The following is a 21,015-nucleotide window of genomic DNA, read 5'->3' as shown; positions in this document are numbered from 1 at the left end:
GCTTTCGCGTTTTTCTACAGCCTCAACGTTTGCAGTTGCGGCGGGTACGGAGCGCAGCGTAATACATGTCCGACAACCTGCACTCGTTAGGCCCCGTTGCGCCATATGCCTCGGATTTAGAGTGCTGCATCAAATAGATATTTTTTGACGTTCTCTATGTAGCCACGTTGCAACCACTCATCCCTTCCAGAGTGCAATTCGTCGCCGGAAATTTCGAGTCCAAGAATACAGTGTACTAGTCGCTCGTTTAAAAGAGACAAGTGGAGGGTCGCAACGGCTAGCCCTTGGTGATGGACCCTACCGGGACCTCCGTGAGCTAACTTGTTTCTTATACCTACAAGGCCTTTGCTTCCACTGACCCCCCAAAGATCAGAGCTACAAACAGCATATTTTTGAAACAAGCTGCAAATGCTCTCAGTTACAGGCGGAACTCCTCTCTCCACTTTGTTAGCAAAGCCGTTGATACGCTCCGACATATTTGAACAATTCTCTTTAAAAGAGTCTGCAACGCTGCGTAACTCATCTACCGCTCTAGTTTCGCCTTCACTAAGTGGTTTCGGGGTTGAGGACTTAACAGCGATCGATTCGAGGTCTCTGAACATCGCCATAAACCACTCACTCTCACCGATTTTTGTGACTGGACGAAGGCTATAGCACAAAGCATCGACAAATTTCCTCTCCTGATCATCTAGGTTGTGGTAAGCCGTGAGTGCATCCTCCATACGCTTGGGCAGTGAGTGGATGTTAACCAAGTATCGTTTTGGCTCGACGCTTACGTAATTCGTTCGAGACGGCTCCAATGGATATTGCCAAAATCGATCGTGCGCCTCCTCGTGAAAGGCTTCCCACCCAAGAACCATGATTTTCTGGCGGAAAAACACAGACATCAATTTCAAGACGGAATCGATACCTTCCAAGATTTCCTGCGGATCTAATTTGCCATTTGACGGCGTAGCCTCAAGCAAAAAACCCGTTCTCGATAATAAGCCTTTTGTGCCCTTAAGACCGGCTGATGCCCAATAGCGTTTTAGTCGGATAGGCCCAAGCTTCGGGCACCGAATAACCGCCAATTCTTCGAGCATTTCCTCACTGGGCTTCCAACTACCAACATTTTTCAACATGTCCGGACTAGAGATGTAAATGTTGAAGAGACTCATGGACTGTGAGCATTTTCTCACAACCCGCATGCTCGAAATATGTGTCAGTTTGATTGGCGCGGCCCCGTGAAGCCTTGAGGGATATACCGAGGTGGGTAAATCCCGATACCAGAGTTCACTGAGTTCGACTCGGAACGCAGGGTCACTGCAAGATAGGTTTAATTCGCAGGGATTCTCAAAACCGCTGATTGGCATCACAGAATGAGGGACGGCTACTTCAATATCAGCCTTATCTCCCCATATCGTTGGTAGCATAATCTTGCAATCAACAGATAATCTTCTGCCCATCGAATCCTTAATCTCAGCATCGAAAGAATATGTTTCTTTGCGGTGGCTTAGGTCTTTCATTGGTTTTCGGCCTGAGTCCTAACATGTTTAATTTTGCGCATGCGCGTTGGTATTAAAGTCTGTGCTCACTATTTCACAGCTCCTAGTTTCTTGATATTGGAACACCTTGAGTGATGGTGCCAGTGAAAAGTGTGCATTGATTGATATGAGTTGATGAGCGATCGCTGGCTTGATTGCAGCTCTTCACACAATCGCCTGCCAGCAGGCTCCCACAGTAAGTTCAGAGGTTCATCGAAGGGTTGTGGGAGCTTGCTGGCAAGCGAAGAAATGCTGGCTTATGCCCCTTTATCTTCAGCAATCGAGGTGCTTGTGCCCGCCTCATTGTTGAAGTTCAGGCCCGCGTTGGCGGCTTTGAGCAGGGTCTTGTTCTCATCCTGATCGAGCCCGCCGTCCAAGTGCTGAACGGCTGCAATCAACCAGCATTCCAGCTCGCTAAAAAAACCGACCACTTGACCACACCGCGCGCTCTGTTCGGGGTGACCGCTGCGCTCAACCTCGCACATATCGAGCACGATGCTCTGAAGGCGGCCTTCGTTGAAGCCCGGGTGATGTGTTTTGAGGTGTTTAAGGTAGATTCGTGCCAGTGATTCGCCGGTCTTACAACCGCCAGAATAACCACCGGTTTTCGGTACAGCCCAGAAAGACAGGCCACGCTTGCCCGGTACTTTATCGATAAAGGGCAGATGATGAAGAGGGAACGGCTTTCGATGGTGAAACCTGAGCGGACCTGCGGCAGGTTTACGGGCACAATGAGCCTGAGTTGAGGGGGCTGTCGTCATGACGAAAAACTCCTTTTGCTGGTTGGAGTCCGCCACCGTTGCGACCAAACAAGAGGAGGCGGACCGTACGCAGGTTGGTCGACCGGGGCAAAAGGAAACCCGGCAGGGCCGAAGCCCTCCCGCGCACGGCCCACCATAACGCGGGCACAAAAAAACGCCTTACGGCGCTGTGCGCCTTTTGCTGTTCGGGCGACCAAACCCGGCCGCTGATTGTGCAGCGGCTCACGAATAATGTCTTAGGGTAGGAGTGGAGTCAAGAGGAGGCTGTGTTGGCGTGGATCTCTAAGCACCGGGTGACACAGAAATATGAACACCCTCGCCCCAATGCCCAAAGGCATTTTCAACTGTGTTGAACTCCAGAGTGGTCCCTTTGTAATATTGTTCACCGCTACGAACTAAAAAAAATCTACAGCACGTGTATATTGTCTATCTCCACTCCCATTATTTCTTGATCATTTTCAATAAATGTAGCTTCCAACGAAAGATCGGAACGACCTTCCTCTTCTGTCCACAAGTCATATCTAATTGACCACGATCTCGGTTGAGAGCCAGTAACTTCTATGGCATCAACATTTTTGTAATCACTATCAGGTGGTAATACCAGAACTTCATCATAGTCACTGATGGCTTGATCCATTTCTGCGGCGGTCAAACGGAAACCACCGCTCAACTGCTCGAGCTCTCGATACTTTTTTTGCACCAACAGCTCGACTATTTTCTTGAGAGTCTGAATCACTTTTACTAAGTCTGAATCCATTACCTTGATCCTCTTCTGTTGCGCACCGTACGCATAGGTGTCGAGCCAGTAACACCTAGATCGCTAAAGTAATCGTCTGCATTCTGAATATGTTGACGAGCGTCTTGACGAGACGCTCCAGCTCGTCGGAGTGCCTTGTAACCGATACGTCGTTCAGCTGCATATGTTCCGCCACCGGCTTGACGCTGCACTCCCGTAGCTATGTTATGTGGTGTTCCAACTTTATTTGCTGGCCCTTCAAGTTGTATGCCTGGCGCTTTATTGGTGTTGTAACCAGGAAGATCCTTGGCAGCCGCATCTTGAATAATATGGTGAGCATCTTTCTTACCGGCTGCCCTTAATTCACCAACTGTATTTTTTGCAACATCCCCTCCACAACATTGCTTACTCAACCCCAGGGGGTCGATCCATCCCGTCGGGTTGGGGGCGTATTGGTAGAGGTTGTCGCCGCCCATGAGGCCGATGGGATCTTGGGTGGTGAATCTGCCAATACGAGGATCATAGTAGCGAAAGCGGTTGTAGTGAAGGCCGGTTTCGGGGTCGTGGTATTGCCCTTGAAATCTAAAGGGGTTGTGGATGTGGGCTTTTTCGCCTTGGCCGTTGTGGGCTTGGGCGAGTTGGCCCCAGGCTCGGTATTGGCCGCTCCAGACGATTCGGCCTTCGGTGTCGGTGATGTCTTGTGGGGTGCCGAGGTGGTCGGTCTGGAAGTAGTAAAGTGTGGCCGTTTGGGTTTGATAGCAACGCAGGGGTTGCCGGTCGGTGCCGGTGGCCGCGAGGGCGGTGTGGTCGAAGCCTGCGGTCAGTTGGGCCAGGGGGATGAAGCTGTCCGGTTCGTATAAATAGGTCGCGGTATGGGTCGGCACCAAGGCGCTGGCGTCGAGGGTGTGGACCTTTTGGGCGATCGGTCGGGGAAATTTCCGCCTCGGGTTTTCGGGAATAAGGCCCGGTGGGCGGCTGCGGACGGGTGAGTGAATGTCGCCTTCGAAGCGGGTTTCGCTTTGGAGCAGGTCGCCATCCCAGGTGAAGACCGTCAGTTCGGGGGTTTGGCCGTCGATCTCGACTTGTTTCCAGACGCGGCGGCCGAGGGCGTCGTAGCCGTATTCGGCTTTGGTTCGGGGTGTGGCGGTGTCGCCTGCGGCCGGAGCCTGGGCGTATTGACAGGCTTCGACCATCCGATGTTCGGCGTCGTAACGATATTCCCAGGTACTGCCGCCGACGGTGATGCTGCGGGTGAGGTTGCCGTGGGCATCATAGTGATAACGGGTGTCGGCGAAGCGTTTGAGCAGGTTACCCATCACAGAGGGGACACTTTTTGTGCCCCCTTGTTGAGATGATTGGCCGGTGATGGACAGATCCGCCCGCCATTCGGTGGCGCGGGTGTGCGAGTCCGCTGCGGCGGCGTCCTGTGGGTCGATCAGGTTGCTGGCGGGGTCAAAGTCAAAGCGTTCGGCTTGGCCAGGAGCCAGGGCTTCGCGCAAACGGCCCAGCGGGTCATATTGGTACTGAGTTTGCCCGCGCTGTTGATCTTGCACTTGGCTGAGTAGGCCGTTGACGGTGTATTGGTACTGACGTTTTATGGTCGGCCGTCGACTTAGCGTTTGACGTTGCCCAGATCGATTGTGATGGGTCTGAGGCCCGGTTTGAAACACTTCTTGAGCCAGCAGGCGCCCGACCGGGTCATAGCGCAGTTGCGTCTGTTGGCCTTGTTGATGGCGGGTCACGGCCCGGTGGAGGTTGTCTCGCTCGAAGCTGATCAGGGAATCGCCATCCAACGCCATGCCGTGGACATGGCCGGAGCCATAACGCAGCCAGGCGATTTCACGGCCATCCGGGAGGGTCGTGGTCTCGCGGTTGCCCAGGGCATCATGGGTATGGCGGGTGACGCTGGCCCAGTGGGCGCCATTGGGCAGTTGTAACCGCTGGGTTTCCGCGATCAGGTTATCTTGGTCGTCATAGTCAAAGCGGGTTTCACTGCCCGGGGCGCGGGCGGCGACCAAACGGCCCAGGACGTCATAGGCGTAGTGGGTAATCTGCTCGGGCATGCCGGGGCGAGCGCTGCGCCGGGCGATCGGTTGGCCCAGGGGGTCCCGCTCGAAGCGCACAACACGATCACCTTGTTGGACTTCACTGACCCACCCGGCTTCATCGTGAATATAGCGGGTGGTGCGGCCATCAAAGCCGGATTCTTCGATCAGCTGCCCGGCGCCATCATAGTGGAATTGCCATTGATCGCCGTTTTGGTTGATCAGCCCGACCAAGCGGTTGAGGCGGTCGTAGCGATACTGGAAACGATGGCCCATCGGGTCTTGACGTTCAATCGGCAGCTGAACGCCGTTGTAACGGTAGCGGGTGTGCTGACCCGCCGGGTCGGTGTAGTCGACCAGTTGGCGCTCGCCATCATGGCGGAAGCGCTCGACGGCGCCATCGGGGTGATGGATGGCTAAGGGCAAGCCGAGGATATCGCGCTCGTATTGCGTCGGTTGGCCGCTGGCATCGGTGATGCAGGCCAGGAAACCGCGATGATCGTAGGTGTAGCGGGTGACTTTGCGGGAGCAGTCACTGGCACTGATCAGTTGGCCTAGGGCGTTCCATTGATACTGGTAGGTGTTGCCCTGGGGGTCGGTCATGGCGATGAGCTGGCCCTGCTCATCGTGCTGGTATTGGGTGGTGCGACCGCTCGGGTCAATCGCTTCGGTGGGCAGGCCGCGCTGATCGTATTCGGTGGTGTGCTGACGTCCCTGAGGGTCGGTCAGGGTGGTCGGCAGGCCTTGCTCATTGTATTCGATGCGGGTGGTCCGGCTGGCCGGGTCGGTGATGGCGGTCAGGCGACCGGCGTCATCATAGTCGTAATGGGTAGTGCGACCTTCGCCATCGATATGCGCCCGCAGGTTACCTTGGCGATCCCATTGCCAGCGCTCGGTGCCGATACTGTCATCATAGGGATAGGTGATGGATTCAATGCGGTTTTGGGCATTGTAGCGGTAGATGCGGACGACGCCTTCAGCATCGGTGACCCGGGTGTACCAGAGGTCACGATGATATTCGAAGGTGGTGTCATCACTGCCGTCGTCCACCCGGTTGCGCACACAACGGGCACTGCGGGCTTCGGGGATGGCTTCAGGCACGGTGGTCTTGTTCGGCCAATCCCAGGTCAGGCTGACGCCCATACCGTTAAAGTCGGTGTAGCGGGTCAGCAGGTGATGCTGATAGGTGTACTCACGCGAGTAGCCGCGGGCATCCTCATGGCGGATTAAATCGCCTTGGCCATCGTAGTGATAACGGGCCAGCACTTCCGGCGCTTGATTGGTCTCGGGGAAGTGGCGCTCGATATGACTGAGGAGTGGCCGGGAGGCCGGGTGGGGCCTTGAGCCGGGTGTCGACGAGGTCGCCGTGTAATGACAGCGCAGCAAGAGCCCGGCGCCATCGCTGATTTCATGCAAACGCCCTTGTTGATAACGCAAGGTAAGCGCGCGGCCATCCACCTCTTGTTGACGCACCAGACGGAAGTGCACCGTCGGATCGTCGGGCCGGAAAGTGGCGGATTCGGGGATCAGCTGGAAATCGTCGTAACTGCCATCCAGATAGGTAATGCGGTAATGCTGCTCATCCGGTCGGCTGAGGGTGAAATGCTCGCGGGGCTCCACATAGGTTTGGCCGATGGCCAAGGGCACTAAAGGCACCGCGCGGTTTTGCGGATCAATGAAATACAACTGGGTCAGATGCTGTTCCAGCCGGATATGATAAGGGCTGCTCCAGCGCGCCCCCAGTTCACTGTCATCCAGCTGGTCGGTGCTGGACCGGTAAAGCCGGGTCCATTCTACCGTCAGGCGACCGGGCACACTGAAATCGGTTTGCCAGAGGTTTTCATCGCCCATGACATAGTCGATCGGGTGGGCGGTGTGGGTCTGCGGTGCATTGATCCCACAGGCGGTACAGCCCGCCGGGACATCGCTGGGCCGGGAGGTATTATCATGGGTGCTGCGCGGCACCACGGCATTTCGACGGCTGTGGTTGGGGGCGCCGGTATTGACCATCGCTTGGTGATCGACCCCACGACGGCGACTGCGACGCTCGATCAAGGCGGCGGCCAGAGCGGCCGCGACCGGTAATAACAGGTTAAAACCTTCGGCCACCATTTGATTGGCCGACACGCCCAAATCATCCAGTGCCGAGACCAACTCATCACGGCTGTCATCACCGAGCCATTCGACCAGCTCATCAAAGGCTTTGAGCACAATGCGCTTACCGTGCTCATCGATCTCCCACCAGCTGGGATTAGCTTCAATCAATCCGACTTGAATGGCACCTTCGACCGGATCTTTGACCAGCCCTTTAATGCCACTGATCACACTATTAATAAAGTTCTGAATCGTCGACTGTTGGGATTGCAGCCAGCTCTGGAATTTTTCCATAAAGGCGATGGCATCACCACCCGCTTCAGCCCAGAGAATATCCGCCGCAATGGCGATCCCTTCACCGCGAGCAAAGGCTAAAAAGGCCTCTCTTGCGGCGACTCGAATCGGCCGTGAAGCATTGCCTGCGGCAGGAATAATGCCGATGGCATCGATCACCATAATGGCCCACAGCCACGGGTTGTCGACATTGGGATTACCCTGGCGATCGTTCTCGGTGAGATTGACAATATCGCGGGCGACATCGCCAATGGCCATCACATTACCGACCACCGGCACCATATAAGCGGCCTGAATGACCACATCCAACACCGTATTGCCCTCGGGCTCGGTTTGAATATCCACCGGCGGCGTTGAGATCTTGTCGTAAGGGGTGGCATTCATCACCCGTTGATGAATCGCCTGCTCACGCAACTCCGGGGGGACATTGGCGGTGGTGTTGTCATTCAGTGCGGTGGTCATCGTTTTTCCCTAAAGATGAAACCCGAAAACGGTCAAAAAAACAGTCAAAAAGACATCAGAAAAGCGCATGATTGAGCTGATGAATACCAGCCTGCATGATCAAACCATGTGTCGAAAAAGCGTGACAACTGTAAGCAAAAGGAGACGCTTAAAAGAGCAACTGTGGGCATAAAGCGTCGCATAAAGGGCGGGCATAAAAGCGCGAAAATCATGCCCAAAAATTGCATGTATTTTCTATACAGGGGGTTAATTTATAAAATGGGCTTATCGGTATAAGTTATAGATAGCACCAAAGCCAATGGTTTTAGTATGAGAAAATCATTGGCTTTCTAGCGAAAAATCAAACGCTTAAGTTTTGTCATCGTCTAGCTAAAGAATGGTAATCACTGGCCGTTAAACACCAGGGTGAAAGTCGATGAGGAGAGCAGTCAATCTCTATGCCCACGGCAAGCACTAAATAACCTAGATCCTGACCCTAATGAAGGGCACTGGGGGCAATGAATAGGTTCATCAGTAGTGCAATAAAAGAGTCAAAATAAATACATTTATTAAGTCGTGATAAGGGCTCTATTCAAATGGATCGAGCGTCAATCACCAACACATCATTCGAAGCTCATGACTCTGAACGCAGAGTGTAGGGAAAAGGTACGTTTTTCTATCTTTTTCTCACGGCTGCAATAGAATAATCTGCAAAATATAGCGTTCTGTTACTGTTCACAGCGCATTACTGTACGATAATGCAGATTAGAGTTCCTGGCTTCCCTGATTTACATGCAATCAACGGAGTTGACATGTCCAAGATCGTCTCACTGGCCCTGCTTGTGGCCGTTACATTCATTAGCGGCTGTGCTCATCAGCAATGGCGTTACCAAAACCAGCCGTCAAAGATAGATGACAACCCCATTGTGGTGCGTGCTACAGGCTATGGGACTAGCACCAATAGCAATCGCCTGAATAGCAGCCAACGCAAACTGATGGCGATGCGAGCATCCAAACTAGATGCATACCGAGCACTGGCTGAGCGCGTTTACGGTATTCGCGTTGAGGGCAGTTCGACCGTTGAAAGCCTGGCGGCACGAGATGACGATCTCCACGCTTATGTGGATAGCATCGTCCGCGGGGCTAAAGTCATTTCAACCTATGCCCTGGAAGATGGTGCTTATGAGACAACCCTGGAACTCGTGCTAGAGCCCGTATTCACTCGCTGTTTATCCAGTAACTATGGGATTGTGGCTCACCCCAACTGCACTGTCCCGAGCGTTCATGGCAAAACGCCTCATAAACGAGCGGCCACTCAAGGCCCCACGCCAACCAATCGTTATTATATTGACTGATTGGATGGTCATGCGCTTAGCATAGCGATCAGGCATGATCAGCGATGGTGCTCCGGGGTAACCCCGGAGCAGAACTTAGAGGCCCGGATGCGCCGAGCCCAAAGCGACGGATAGACATGATGCGAACAACGGGAACAGCCCCGAACTCCTCCATCTCCCACGGGCTACGCCTTATGCTGCTCAGCTTAGCGCTGTTCAGCTTATTGATGACCCCATATAAAGCTCAGGCGGATTGGGTCGAAGTATCAGGGTCGGCCCAAGTCCGTCATCAGGATATGATCAGTGCCCGCCGGGCGGCGATTCGCGATGCGCTGCGTCAAGCCAGCCTCCAGGGCGGTGCCGTTGTGAACAGTCACCAACAGATGACCGATGGCGCCATTAGTCGTGACAATGTCTCTGTCAGCACCATGGGTTACGTCGATGAAATGACCGTGCTGTCAGAAGAAGTTCGCGACGGCATCATGTATGTGACGGTCAGAGCTAATTTGACAGCGCAAGAGCAAACCTGCCAAGGCGGAGGCTATGCCAATGGCTATCGCCGTAGCTTGGCAGTGACCAACTTTTATCTGCAAACGCCTGAAGAAGCCAAAATGGGCGACCTGTTTGATGTGAGTGAAAAGCTGCCGCAGGAATTACTTCGCCGCCTTCAGGGCCAGCATCATCTACGTATGCTGGATGCCTCCCAATATCAGATGTATAACAGCCCAGATACGATCCCGACCTCCATCAGTGATCGCGGTACATTAACCAATGCTGTCGAAGTCTCTAATCGGCTCGGCGCTCAATATGTATTATCAGGCGTGATTCGTGAAATGGGTATGGAGCATCCGGAGTTGGCTGGAGAGCGCCCCTTCTTTGATGGTCTCGTCGAGCGCGTACGTTATAAAGATGAGCGCTTTGCCCGCCGCTTCGAGGTGGATCTTTATGTACATGATGGCTTCAGCGGTACCTTGGTCGCCACTCACCACTTTGAGACCGGCGGCAACTGGAACATCAACCGCTTACAAAAAGTCGGCTTTGCCTCCCCCGCTTTTTGGAATACAGATTACGGTCAACATATTGATGCACTCATCGAGCAAATGGTCTCAGGTTTGGAAGATGAAATTGGCTGCCAGCCCTTTATGGCTCGTATCACTCGGACTAATGGGAAAAAACTCTATATCGATACGGGCGCCGATGCCGGTCTAAAACCCGGAGACACCCTCAATGTGTATCGTTTGAGCACCTTCTACGACAACACCCAGCGTGAATTTGTCGAGATGCAGAATGTCGATATGGTGATGACTGTTGATCGGGTACAACCGCGCTTTTCAAGAGGCACCATCGCGGCTTTACCGATTGTTGAGAATATTCAGCAGGGCGATATTGTGGTCGCCTGGTAATACAATCTTGGCCCAGCAATCAGGCGACGCTTTTAAGGCACTCGCCCAATGAATAAAGCACTATCTCAAGTAATACAGCCCAACTTCAAATAAGCCCACACTAAAAAGCCGCTCGATCATCGAAGCGGCTTCTTAGGTTTTAGGCGTTCAATATGGCTTCGGCATAGCCTCATCATCAACCGAAGAGAAGAAGTTAAGGTGAACTTAATCGCGCTCAACCTGCTCAGGATACTGGCTGGCCCACTGCTCAAAGCCACCCGACAAGCTAAAAACTTTGGCAAACCCCTGCTCACTAAGGAACTCAGCCGCACTTTGGCTACTGATGCCATGATAACAACAGACGACAACGATAGACTCTCGGGGTGTTTGTGCTAAAAAATCACGAATCGAATCATTATCTAAATGAAGGCTGCCCGGAATGCGCCCTAACGCAAAGCTATTAGGATCGCGAATATCGACACATACCGCTGCATCATCAGCCAATACCTCAGGGGCTTGTGTCATATCCAAATGCTGAAATGTCATGAAAAACTCCTGTCATATCCGAATATAGATCAAGTGGTTTACCGCCCCTTATTCACGGCCTCTTATTCACAGCCCCACGCTTACCGGCCTTGGGTCATTCATTCGCTTAACTGAACAAAGCATCTTGCTCACTGGCCACAGAGAAGCGCTGACCATCTTCCAAGCGCAGTGCCGTTAAAGGTCCGCCCCAAACACAACCGGTATCCAAAGCATGCACCCCTGGTGTCGGGCAATGGCCTTCAAGCGCCGCCCAATGACCAAACACCAGTTGCGTTTGAGACCGCCATGCTAATGGAAAAGTGAACCAGGCGGCATAGCCCTCAGGCGCTTGATCCAGCTCAGCCTTGGTTTTCAGTTCCAGGCAACCTTGCGCATTGATAAAGCGCATGCGGGTGAATGCATTGACGATAAAACGAAGGCGATCGTCACCGGCCAGGTGTTCATGCCAACATTCAGGGCTATTCCCAAACATGACTTCAAAGAACTCACGGGCTCGCTGACTACGCAACACCCGCTCAACCTCGGCGGCTAGGGCGCATGCTTCGGCTAAGTGCCATTGAGGAGGAATCCCCGCATGGGTCATGGCATAGCCGAGGGATTCATCATGAACCAGCAACGGCTGCTGCTGTAGCCACGCCAGTAACTCGGGCGCATCAGGGGCAATAAGTAAGCGCTCTAAGGTGTCAGAACGGCGCATTTTGCGCAGCCCCATTCCGACCGCCAACAGGTGTAGATCATGATTGCCTAGCACGACCCGAGCCCGATCGCCCAGATCGCGAATAAAACGCAAGACAGATAATGAATCCGGCCCACGATTCACTAAATCACCCGCGATCCACAGCTGATCACGATCAGCATTAAAAGCGACATGATCCAGTAAAGCTTGGAATTCATGAAAACATCCCTGAATGTCACCGATGGCATAAGTGGCCATAACTACTCCTGACTGCGCCAATTGCTGATTCGAACGAACTCTTCCAGGCTCAATGTCTCAGGGCGACGCTGCGGGTCAATCTCAAGACGCTGAAGGTCATCTGCTTCGACGAGCCCCTTAAGATTATTACGTAACGTCTTACGGCGCTGAGCAAAGCTACGTCGCACCGTATCATCCAGCATCTTCAGATCATCAGCGGGATAAGGCGGTGTCTCATAAGGCGTTAAGCGGACAATGGCAGAATCCACTTTAGGCCGTGGGATAAAACACTCGGGCGGGACTTCAAAGAGGCATTCAACCTGACAGAAGTACTGGGCCATAACACTTAAGCGCCCCCACTCCCCACCACCAGGATGAGCGGCCAAACGATGCACAACCTCTTTTTGCAGCATAAAGTGCATATCCGCGACACAAGACTGTGCCAACAGATGAAAGATCAACGGCGTCGAAATGTTATAAGGCAGATTACCGACAATCCGCAGCGGACGCTCATCAATCTTTAATTGGTTGAAATCGAATTTCAAAGCATCCGCTTCATGAATCTTGAAATCCGGATAATTGAAAAACTTGACTCTAAGGCCTGGAATCAAATCCCGATCAAGCTCGATGACATCCAAAGCGCCTTCATTTTGAGCCAGCAGTTGCTCAGTGATAGCCCCCATACCGGGCCCAATTTCAACCAAGCGATCATGACCAGAAGGCCTAACAGCTCGCACAATGCGACTGATAATGCCGGTATCTTGTAGGAAGTTCTGACCAAAACGCTTACGAGCCTGATGGCCCAATGAGCGTCCGTTATGTTGTTGACTCATGGTATTCCTATTTGAAATCAAGCGCCTGTAGGCAGCCTAGCGGTGACCTGCCCGAAGCAATCAGGCCTGCTTAGTATGCAAAGATGGTTCATGTTGCATCGCCACAGCATACCCCAGTGCGGTATGCAGACTACCTGGATCTGCGATGCCTTGTCCCGCCAGATCTAGCGCTGTGCCGTGATCGACGGACGTTCGAATGATCGGCAGACCCAAGGTAATGTTAGCGGCATGACCAAAACCTTTAAACTTTAAGACGGGTAAGCCCTGGTCATGATACATCGCCAACACACAGTCGCCCTGATTGAGCCAATGAGGAGTAAACAGCGTGTCCGCGGGTAAAGGCCCTATCAAATTCAGACCTTCGTCACGCAACTGATCCAGTGTCGGTATAATCGTATCGATTTCTTCATGCCCAAGATGCCCGCCCTCACCGGCATGTGGGTTCAAACCACAAACCAAAATTCGGGGTTCAGAGCAGCCAAAGCAAGTCTGTAGGTCATGCACCAAAATCCGAGTCACTTGCGAGATGCGTTCAGGCGTAATGGCCTCAGCAACCTGGGCGAGAGGCAAGTGAGTGGTCACTAGCGCAACGCTGAGCCCTTCAGTGGCCAGCATCATCACCACTCGCTCGACACCACAACGCGCCTGCAAGAATTCGGTATGGCCGGTAAACGGAATCCCCGCCTCGTTAATCACCCCTTTGTGCATAGGCCCGGTGATCAATGCCGCTGCCTGGCCGTTACGACACCAGTCAGTCGCTTGCCCCAGCGCGCTCAACACACTGTCAGCATTGTCGGGATTCAACTGACCGACTTGAGCCGGAGCGGACAGGGGCACCGGCAATACATTCAAAACCCCCGCCTGGGCCGGTGGCACGGCATCGGGGGTCGGCACCACATTGATACGAACCGCGATCCCCAGGGTAGCGGCCCGCTCGGCCAACATATCGGGGTCGGCCACAGCCGCCAGACGCAGCTCATTCACCTCAGGTAGCGACTGCCCCAACCCTGGATCAGGCAGCGGCTGCTGACCCCAGTGCTGCATGAGCTGCAGCGTTAACTCCGGGCCAATCCCTGCAGGCTCTCCTGGTGTAATGAGCAGCGGTCGATCAATTTTTAATTTCGACATAAGCATCCTGACGGATTTCGCGCAGCCAGTTTTGCAGTTCTTCTTCGAAGCGGCGCTGGAACAAGAGCTGCTGGACTTGTTGCTGACGCAGCCGATCAGCAACGTCAGATTGACGACGTTGCTCAACTTCAATGATGTGCCAGCCAAAACGGCTTTTTACCGGGGCCGAGATTTCACCAGGTGATAAAGATTCCATCGCTTGAGCAAAAGCGGGAACCACCTGATCCGCAGCCATCCAGCCTAGCTCGCCACCGGCTTGTTTGGAGCCTTTATCGTCGGAGTACTCAGCAGCTAATGCCGCAAAATCAGCACCATTTTTCAGCTGCTGGCGCAGACGCTTAGCCAACGCCAATGTTTCCTGATCATTCCGAACCGCATTGGGCGCCAAGAGGATGTGTCGCACACGCGTCTGTTGGACAAGGTGCTGCTGATTGCCTCTCACATCAACCAACTTAATCAAGTGGAAGCCACTGCTGCTGCGTAGAGGGCCGGCCACATCACCCACCGACATGGTGACCACTTCATCAGCAAAAATGGAAGGCAAGGACAACGCATTGCGCCACCCCAAATCCCCCCCAGAGAGCGCTTGTTCTCCGGATGAATCTTGTAAAGCTACCTGATTAAAATCAGCACCATTACGGATTTGGGTCAGTAATGCTTGTGCACGATCTTGAGCTTCAGCCACTTGCTCAGGGCTGGGCGCCTCCGGCAAGCGAATCAAAATATGCGCGACACGAAACTCACGAGGATCATGTTTGATCGCTTCCGGTGAGCTCATGAACTGCTCAACTTCAGCGGGTGTAATCTGGACACGATCTCCGACCCGCTGTTGGCGCAGCTGGCTGATCAGCATTTGGTCACGAATCTGGCGCCGAAAAACCGGATATTGTATGCCTTCCTGAGCTAAGGTCTGCCGGAACTGAGACAGTGACATGCGATTACTGCGGGCAATACGTTGAATCGCTGCATTGAGCTGCTCTTCATCAACTTCTAACCCTGCACGATCGGCCATTTGCAGTTGAATCGTATCCAAAACTAAACGATCCAATACTTGCTTGCGCAATGCTTGCTCAGAAGGCGGTGTAATACCTTGATCACGTAACTGAACACGTACAGACTGCAAACGTGCATCAAGCTCACTTTGCATCACCGCTTCATCATCGACCACGGCCACCACACGATCCAGCGGCACTTCTTCAGCCTGCACGGAAGCCGCCAGCACAGAAGAAGCCAGTACCACCAGCATGCTGACCAGCCACCATGCCCAATGCTTGTGTGCTTTACTTAACATCATACCCATTACGGTTAATCCTTACGCCTGTAGCCGGGAATTCCGGAAATAATGTCATCAGTGGCTTGCCCGATCCCTCCCAGCCCTTTCAGCACGAATCGAATGAAAACACCATGATCGCGGTCGCGATCGGCATAATCACCGGTGCTGACATCATAGGCGGGCCGATCCGTATTACTGACCCAGTCACGATACAACAGCTGGACCTGCCAGCAGCAACTGTCGTAACTCAATCCGGCCATTTGTTCGAGGCTGTCCCCAGTTGGCACATCATGTAAATAACGTCCAAACACACTGACTTGGGGGGTCACATTCCAGACCATGCCGAGGTCAAATTGTTCATCAGCATCACGCGAATGACTGTATTGATCAAGCTGATCGGACCCTGGGCTCGGGCCGACCAAGACATCGCCATAATTAGAGGCTTGGACGTACCCAATCGACATCAACCCCCAATCAGGCTGCCAGCGAAGATGTGTGCTGGAGCGATCCAAGCGGTTAATTTGATCATCCCAAAGCAGGGTTTGGCGTAGCTGAAATTCATCACTGATTTGCCACTGCGCCTGGGCCACGATACTGGAACTATTACGGACATAGCGATAGGCCCGTTGATCCCGTTCCTGGTGTTTAGGGTGATCGGGGTGATCTTCAGGCAAGGCGCTATCGGTCACAAAGCGATCACGCAAGTAAAATGCCTTGGCCAACATGAAGCGGAACTGTTCACGGCCATCATCATGATTCAACCAACGCTGAGTCACGCCGAGTGTCACCCGAGAAAGATCGCCAACACGATCTCGCCCGGAAAAGCGATCAGGCGAAAACAAACTTTCAGCCGTAATATCTGATTCTGACCAGTCAAAAATAGGGGGCAGGTCGTGCTGATCAACATCGGGGATATGCACCCCATATAACCGTGGTTCTAACGTTTGCGTATAATCAGAACCCCACCAGCTGGCCTCACGCTCGAAGTAAAGGCCAGTATCCAGCACGGCCATTGGCACGGTCGCAGAGGGCGTCTTATTAAAGCCATGGCCTAAGACGCTGTCTTCATAAGGGTCGAGATCCTGACGAATATAAGTCACCCCCACCGAGGGTTTCAGGTAGCCCCATGTTTGATGCCACTCCCCCAGTAGACTGGCTTGGCCATATAAGCGAGTTGACTTGGGTGTCCCCCAACGCTGAATGTAGGCCTCAGGATCGGCCTGTGTTGTGACCTGTTCATCTTGTGGCAGCAGAGGATCAAAGCGAACGGTTTCAAACAGCACCGTCGAACTCACATGCTCCGTCAACCCAAACCCTCGTGAGACTTCCAGCTGGGGCATCTGGTAATACTCTTGTACCGACGCTCGACGCCCCTGGCGTAGATCGAATAACTGGTAACCTTTGCCTTCGCCGGTCCGCTCAAAAGGATCGCTATTCGGATCCAGCTTTTGATACCCGCGAAAGCGCAATGCCGCTTGCCAACCGGCCGCCTGGCCGGTGACTTCAATCATTTGGAGCAGATCATCACCACTGCCGACATCGACATTTTGACCAAAATCATCCAAATAGCTGTCGTCACTGGCTTGGTTAAAATCAACACGGTAGCGCCAGCTCCCGGTGATCAGGCCTTCATGACGGGTATTAAATAACCAGCGATCACGGTCACCATAGCGCTCATCTTCATTGATGAAGGAATAGTTGAACTGTCCGCCATGAACAGGGGAGGCCAAATAGCGAAACTCGGTCCCGAGCATAAGCCCGCGTGATTGCATCCAACGAGGCGTGACCGTCGCATCCATATTCGGCGCGAGATTCAGGTATACCGGTTGGGTATAATCAAAGCCATTATCCCCAGACCAGCCCAAACGTGGAAATAGCAGTCCAGAATGGCGGCGATCATCAATCGGAAAGCGTAGCCAAGGCCAGTAAAATACGGGGATATCGGCCACTTCTAATCGCACATCATGGGCATCCCCAAAACCAGAGGCTTGATTCAGGGCCAGATCACCAGCGATCAACTGCCAAGCATTGTCACCTGGTGCACAGGTGGTAAAACGACTGTTACGTAAATAAATAATGCCGTCAGCATCTTGCTCCAAACGCCCCGCATCACCCCGCAAGCGCTGCTGGTGCAGCACGAAGTGGGCCTCATCAAGCCGTAGCGTGCCCGCCTCGTTGTCCACTTGCCCCGAGCGCCCGCGCAAAAGCGCGCCAGGCCGACGCATCGTGAGGTTCCCTTGTAGGCTCAAATGCTGCTGATCCGGGCTCACCTCAGCGCGATCACTGCGTAGCATCACCGGGCCTTTGCGCAATTGAACATCCCCTTTCAGGCGCACCCCACCCTGGCCGTCATAATCCGCCTGATCACTCTCAGCAAACAGACGAGCATCAGCAAAAGGAAGATCTCGATCGGGCAAGTCCAGCGCGGGGCTAACATAGTAACCGTGGCATTGACTCCCCGGCTGAGCCGTGGGCAGCGGTACCCAATCGAGTTCTGCTCCAGGCAGCGGATCAGGCAGGGCAGGAACAGGTGCATCCGGGGAAGTCGCTTGCGCGGTACTGGCCCAAACGACAGATAGCAAGGGAATCGACACCAGAGGTATCGTCATTAAACGCCATAGGCCCAAGCCCTGGGGGGCAACACGACGTTGTTGACGCCGAGCCGTAGGCGATCTGAATGCCGTTAACAAAAGCTCACTCCCGCCGGCGCATATGATCTGTCGCCATCTCATATGCAGCATTCAATGAAAAGGATCGGTATTATAGCGATTTACCCCGCCTAAGCCATGCATAAGCTTCGGATTGGTCTGATGCAACATGCCACCACTCAAGCGGGATTAAAGCAATACCTGGAGCCCCGGATACATGAGTAAAACACCGCCTGCCTGTCGTCTAGCGTTATTACAACAGTGGCCTGGATTACAAGCGGCATTAATCGATCCAGCAACCCCCGCCATTTTGACACCTGTCGCGGGGGATGCCAGCTTTCGCCGCTATTATCGCGTATCTGCCGATCAAACCCGTTGCGGACATCCTTTAATTGTGATGGATGCCCCCCCCTCACACGAGGATAGTTTTCCTTTTATCCGTTTGGCTCAAGCCTGGCGCCGCCATGGCATCCGAGTCCCTCAAGTGATGGCTTACGATTTTGCCTTGGGTGTCGCCTTGTTGGAAGACTTTGGAGACAGCGTTTTGCTGAAAGGTCTCAATGACACCCATGTCGAGCAAGATTACCGGCAAGCACTCGATCAACTCGTCGATATTCAATGCCTGCCCTGTGATGCCAGCGCGGATTATCCACTGCCCACCTATAACGCCGATTTACTACAGCGTGAAATGGATCTCTTCGACACTTGGCTGATCCAAGGCTGGTTGGGCGAACGTATTCCCCCCTGGTTGAGCTCATCATTTCAACAGTGGCGTGAAACACTGGTGCAATGTGCTTTGGCTCAGCCACAAGTCACCGTACACCGTGACTACCATTCCCGAAATTTAATGCGTCAACCCGATGGCACACTGGGCATTATCGACTTTCAAGATGCCGTACGAGGCCCTTTAACTTATGACGTCATTTCTCTGCTTAAAGACAGTTATCGGCGCTGGCCCCGTCAACGCCAACGCCACTGGCTCCGGCACTGGCACCGTCAGGCTCAGGTTGCCGGGGTGCCGGGGGCTGACACCTTGAGCTCAAGGGCATTACAAGAAGCCTTTGATACCATGAGCATGCAGCGTCATCTCAAAGTCGCGGGGATTTTTGCACGCCTCTTTTTGCGCGATGGTCGAACACAGTATTTAGCCGATATTCCCCGAACATTGCAGCATCTTATTGAAGCGCTTCAAGAATATCCGCAATGGGCCGATATAACACAGTGGCTGGAGCAACAGATTTATCCCCGCGTCTGTCTTCAATTGAACACACCACAGCCCGATGAGTAATGGCATGTTCAACCCGGAAATAGCACACGGTCAGGGCTCACATCGTCAGGACTCGCTATTAGCAGACCAGCCCAGACGCGCCATGATCTTAGCCGCAGGCCAGGGTACCCGAATGCGGCCACTGACGCTCAAAACACCTAAGCCCTTATTATCGGTTGGCGGGAAGCCCTTAATTGAATGGCATCTAGAGCGACTGGCCGCAGCCGGTATCCAAGACGTAGTGATTAACCTGTATTATTTAGGTGAGCAACTGCGCCAGGCGTTGGGCAATGGTGAACGCTGGGGGCTCACCCTGCATTACTCAGAAGAAGCCTGTTTATTAGAGACTGGCGGCGGCATTCGTCAAGCACTGCCCCTATTGGGTGATGCCCCTTTTCTCCTGATTAATGGCGACGTTTGGTGCGATTTTGACTTGAGACAACTGAGCCAACACCCGCTAAAAGGGCTGGCACACCTGATATTGGTGGATACCCCGACGTTTAAAACACGAGGCGATTTTGGCCTCACGTCGACAGGATCAATGACGGCAACAGGCGACCTGACATTTTCAGGCTTGAGCCTGTTATCACCCTCACTGATCGCCGACCATGCTCCTGGATATTACCCTTTGGCGCCCCTACTTCGAGAGGCCATTCAACAAGGGCAAGTCACAGGTGAACATTATGCGGGGCGTTGGACCGATGTCGGCACCCCAGAAAGGCTACACGCACTGGATCATGAGCTGACCTCAATGCAAAGACACGAACATCTTCAGCTCGACGTATGACAGGATACTTGATAGATGAAATGGCCCACACGGGATAAATGGCAACGCTGGCCCTGGGGCGCTCTTGTAAGCGCATTGACGGGTTACTGGCTGGCTGACACTGGCGGCGCCCTAGTCGGCCTGTTACTGGGCTATGGCATTGATGCCAGCCGCCTGAAAAAAGGCTGGGTACAACGACTGCCCGTACCCGATTGGTGGCAACAGCTCCGCGGTTTGCCCAGTAAAGATGAGCGTCTTTATCGGGACGCCCTGTTCATTACCCTGGGCCACTTAGCCAAGCAAGATGGACGCGTTTCTCCTCAGGAAATAGCCGCGGCTGAGTCCATATTCAAGCAACTGCGTTTAAAACCTGAGGAGCGTCAACACGCGATCAACCAATTCAACCATGGCAAAGCCACAGACACACTGGTTGAACCCTTGCTGGAAAAAATGGGGCAGCGATATCACAGCCGCCTTAAGCAGCGTCTCGCTATGATTGAGATGCTACTCAATATGGTCTATGCCGACGGTGGGGCAAAGCCAGAACAACTTTCTCGATTACAAACGCTGCGTCCATTAATGCAAGTCAGCATGGTCGACTTTGATCGTTTGCATCGCCGAGTGCGCAGCCTTAAAGGTTTAAAGAATCCACCGCCTCCGGGTAGTGGACAGCAGCAGCGCAGCAAAACCAGTAGCAGCTATGGCCCAGGACCTGGCGCACAGCGCCAACGAAGACAACAGCAATCACAGCAAAAAAACAGCGCACAAAATGCACCAGGCGGACTGCTGCAGTCGTATCACATTTTAGGCTTAAACAGCCAAGCCAGTACCGACGAAGTCAAACGGGCTTATCGTAAGCTGATGAGTCAGTATCACCCCGATAAATTAGCCTCACAATCACTGACCCCAGCGGCCCTGGACAACGCCAAGCAAAAAGTCCTGATGATTCAAGAGGCATACAGTACGATTCGCAAGGCACGTGGTTTTTAATAAGGCGCGTGGTTTTTAATAAGACGCGTGGTTCTAATCAA

The 21,015-nt window shown here is 53.4% G+C and carries 15 protein-coding genes; 5 read left to right on the top strand and 10 right to left on the bottom strand.

What is annotated here, in order from left to right:
* Positions 1-116: 116 nt before the first annotated feature.
* The 4 genes from BFW38_RS02375 to BFW38_RS02360 form a co-directional block, all read right to left on the bottom strand.
* The gene (locus BFW38_RS02375) at positions 117-1,505 is read right to left on the bottom strand and encodes a hypothetical protein (RefSeq protein ID WP_068996947.1); all 1,389 of its coding nucleotides are present in this window, start codon (positions 1,503-1,505) and stop codon (positions 117-119) included.
* 275 nt (positions 1,506-1,780) lie between these two features.
* Positions 1,781-2,284: a hypothetical protein gene (locus tag BFW38_RS02370; RefSeq protein ID WP_068996946.1), complete on the bottom strand. Its 504-nt coding sequence runs from the start codon at positions 2,282-2,284 to the stop codon at positions 1,781-1,783.
* Positions 2,285-2,690: 406 nt separating this feature from the next.
* Positions 2,691-3,041 (bottom strand): DUF7668 domain-containing protein, encoded by a 351-nt coding sequence (locus BFW38_RS02365; protein ID WP_068996945.1) that lies wholly within the window; start codon positions 3,039-3,041, stop codon positions 2,691-2,693.
* Positions 3,041-7,915 carry an RHS repeat-associated core domain-containing protein gene (locus BFW38_RS02360; protein ID WP_068996944.1) on the bottom strand — a complete coding sequence of 1,625 codons (4,875 nt, stop codon included), beginning with the start codon at positions 7,913-7,915 and terminating at the stop codon, positions 3,041-3,043. Before BFW38_RS02360 ends, BFW38_RS02365 begins: the two co-directional genes overlap by 1 nt.
* Positions 7,916-8,706: 791 nt before the next feature.
* On the opposite strand from BFW38_RS02360, the gene BFW38_RS02350 reads away from it, so the two are divergent.
* Together BFW38_RS02350 and BFW38_RS02345 are read left to right on the top strand one after the other, a co-directional pair.
* Positions 8,707-9,249, top strand: a complete 543-nt coding sequence (locus tag BFW38_RS02350; RefSeq protein WP_068996942.1) for an LPP20 family lipoprotein — start codon at positions 8,707-8,709, stop codon at positions 9,247-9,249.
* A gap of 116 nt (positions 9,250-9,365) precedes the next feature.
* Complete coding sequence (locus BFW38_RS02345) at positions 9,366-10,631, top strand: flagellar assembly protein T N-terminal domain-containing protein (protein WP_175400918.1); 1,266 nt, start codon at positions 9,366-9,368, stop codon at positions 10,629-10,631.
* A gap of 204 nt (positions 10,632-10,835) precedes the next feature.
* On the opposite strand, the gene glpE is transcribed toward BFW38_RS02345, so the two are convergent.
* From glpE to BFW38_RS02315, 6 genes are all read right to left on the bottom strand, one after another.
* Positions 10,836-11,156, bottom strand: coding sequence for a thiosulfate sulfurtransferase GlpE (gene glpE, locus BFW38_RS02340; RefSeq protein ID WP_068996940.1), 321 nt, complete (start codon positions 11,154-11,156; stop codon positions 10,836-10,838).
* 106 nt (positions 11,157-11,262) lie between these two features.
* On the bottom strand, positions 11,263-12,090 hold the full coding sequence (locus tag BFW38_RS02335; RefSeq protein ID WP_068996939.1) for a symmetrical bis(5'-nucleosyl)-tetraphosphatase: 828 nt from the start codon (positions 12,088-12,090) through the stop codon (positions 11,263-11,265).
* A 2-nt stretch (positions 12,091-12,092) separates the two neighbouring features.
* Positions 12,093-12,902 (bottom strand): 16S rRNA (adenine(1518)-N(6)/adenine(1519)-N(6))-dimethyltransferase RsmA, encoded by an 810-nt coding sequence (rsmA, locus tag BFW38_RS02330; RefSeq protein ID WP_068996938.1) that lies wholly within the window; start codon positions 12,900-12,902, stop codon positions 12,093-12,095.
* A gap of 60 nt (positions 12,903-12,962) precedes the next feature.
* Positions 12,963-14,030: a 4-hydroxythreonine-4-phosphate dehydrogenase PdxA gene (gene pdxA / locus BFW38_RS02325; protein WP_139116539.1), complete on the bottom strand. Its 1,068-nt coding sequence runs from the start codon at positions 14,028-14,030 to the stop codon at positions 12,963-12,965.
* A complete protein-coding gene (gene surA / locus BFW38_RS02320; protein WP_084004405.1) occupies positions 14,011-15,330 on the bottom strand; it encodes a peptidylprolyl isomerase SurA in 1,320 nt (439 codons plus the stop codon). Before surA ends, pdxA begins: the two co-directional genes overlap by 20 nt.
* A gap of 5 nt (positions 15,331-15,335) precedes the next feature.
* A complete protein-coding gene (locus tag BFW38_RS02315) occupies positions 15,336-17,993 on the bottom strand; it encodes an LPS-assembly protein LptD (protein ID WP_068996936.1) in 2,658 nt (885 codons plus the stop codon).
* Positions 17,994-18,168: 175 nt separating this feature from the next.
* Here BFW38_RS02315 and BFW38_RS02310 point away from each other — a divergent pair, with 175 nt between their 5' ends.
* Genes BFW38_RS02310 through djlA form a run of 3 tightly spaced genes read left to right on the top strand, consistent with a single transcriptional unit; the run spans position 18,169 to position 20,974 of the window.
* The gene (locus BFW38_RS02310; protein ID WP_068996935.1) at positions 18,169-19,239 is read left to right on the top strand and encodes an aminoglycoside phosphotransferase family protein; all 1,071 of its coding nucleotides are present in this window, start codon (positions 18,169-18,171) and stop codon (positions 19,237-19,239) included.
* A gap of 4 nt (positions 19,240-19,243) precedes the next feature.
* Positions 19,244-20,005, top strand: a complete 762-nt coding sequence (gene murU, locus BFW38_RS02305) for an N-acetylmuramate alpha-1-phosphate uridylyltransferase MurU (RefSeq protein WP_084004403.1) — start codon at positions 19,244-19,246, stop codon at positions 20,003-20,005.
* Between the two features lie 15 nt (positions 20,006-20,020).
* The gene (gene djlA, locus BFW38_RS02300) at positions 20,021-20,974 is read left to right on the top strand and encodes a co-chaperone DjlA (RefSeq protein WP_068996934.1); all 954 of its coding nucleotides are present in this window, start codon (positions 20,021-20,023) and stop codon (positions 20,972-20,974) included.
* Positions 20,975-21,015 lie beyond the last annotated feature (41 nt).

Source organism: Terasakiispira papahanaumokuakeensis, assembly GCF_001709345.1.
GTDB lineage: Bacteria > Pseudomonadota > Gammaproteobacteria > Pseudomonadales > Halomonadaceae > Terasakiispira > Terasakiispira papahanaumokuakeensis.
The sequence above is the reverse complement of the archived record's forward strand: the minus strand, read 5'-3'. Positions and strand labels throughout refer to the sequence as shown.

Coding starts and splice junctions, on each gene's coding strand:
- murU (WP_084004403.1), top strand. CDS start 19,244: ATGTTCAACCCGGAAATAGCACACGGTCAGGGCTCACATCGTCAGGAC.
- BFW38_RS02350 (WP_068996942.1), top strand. CDS start 8,707: ATGTCCAAGATCGTCTCACTGGCCCTGCTTGTGGCCGTTACATTCATT.
- rsmA (WP_068996938.1), bottom strand. CDS start 12,902: ATGAGTCAACAACATAACGGACGCTCATTGGGCCATCAGGCTCGTAAG.
- BFW38_RS02365 (WP_068996945.1), bottom strand. CDS start 3,041: ATGGATTCAGACTTAGTAAAAGTGATTCAGACTCTCAAGAAAATAGTC.
- BFW38_RS02310 (WP_068996935.1), top strand. CDS start 18,169: ATGAGTAAAACACCGCCTGCCTGTCGTCTAGCGTTATTACAACAGTGG.
- BFW38_RS02375 (WP_068996947.1), bottom strand. CDS start 1,505: ATGAAAGACCTAAGCCACCGCAAAGAAACATATTCTTTCGATGCTGAG.
- glpE (WP_068996940.1), bottom strand. CDS start 11,156: ATGACATTTCAGCATTTGGATATGACACAAGCCCCTGAGGTATTGGCT.
- pdxA (WP_139116539.1), bottom strand. CDS start 14,030: ATGTCGAAATTAAAAATTGATCGACCGCTGCTCATTACACCAGGAGAG.
- surA (WP_084004405.1), bottom strand. CDS start 15,330: ATGGGTATGATGTTAAGTAAAGCACACAAGCATTGGGCATGGTGGCTG.
- BFW38_RS02370 (WP_068996946.1), bottom strand. CDS start 2,284: ATGACGACAGCCCCCTCAACTCAGGCTCATTGTGCCCGTAAACCTGCC.
- BFW38_RS02335 (WP_068996939.1), bottom strand. CDS start 12,090: ATGGCCACTTATGCCATCGGTGACATTCAGGGATGTTTTCATGAATTC.
- BFW38_RS02360 (WP_068996944.1), bottom strand. CDS start 7,915: ATGACCACCGCACTGAATGACAACACCACCGCCAATGTCCCCCCGGAG.
- BFW38_RS02345 (WP_175400918.1), top strand. CDS start 9,366: ATGATGCGAACAACGGGAACAGCCCCGAACTCCTCCATCTCCCACGGG.
- djlA (WP_068996934.1), top strand. CDS start 20,021: ATGAAATGGCCCACACGGGATAAATGGCAACGCTGGCCCTGGGGCGCT.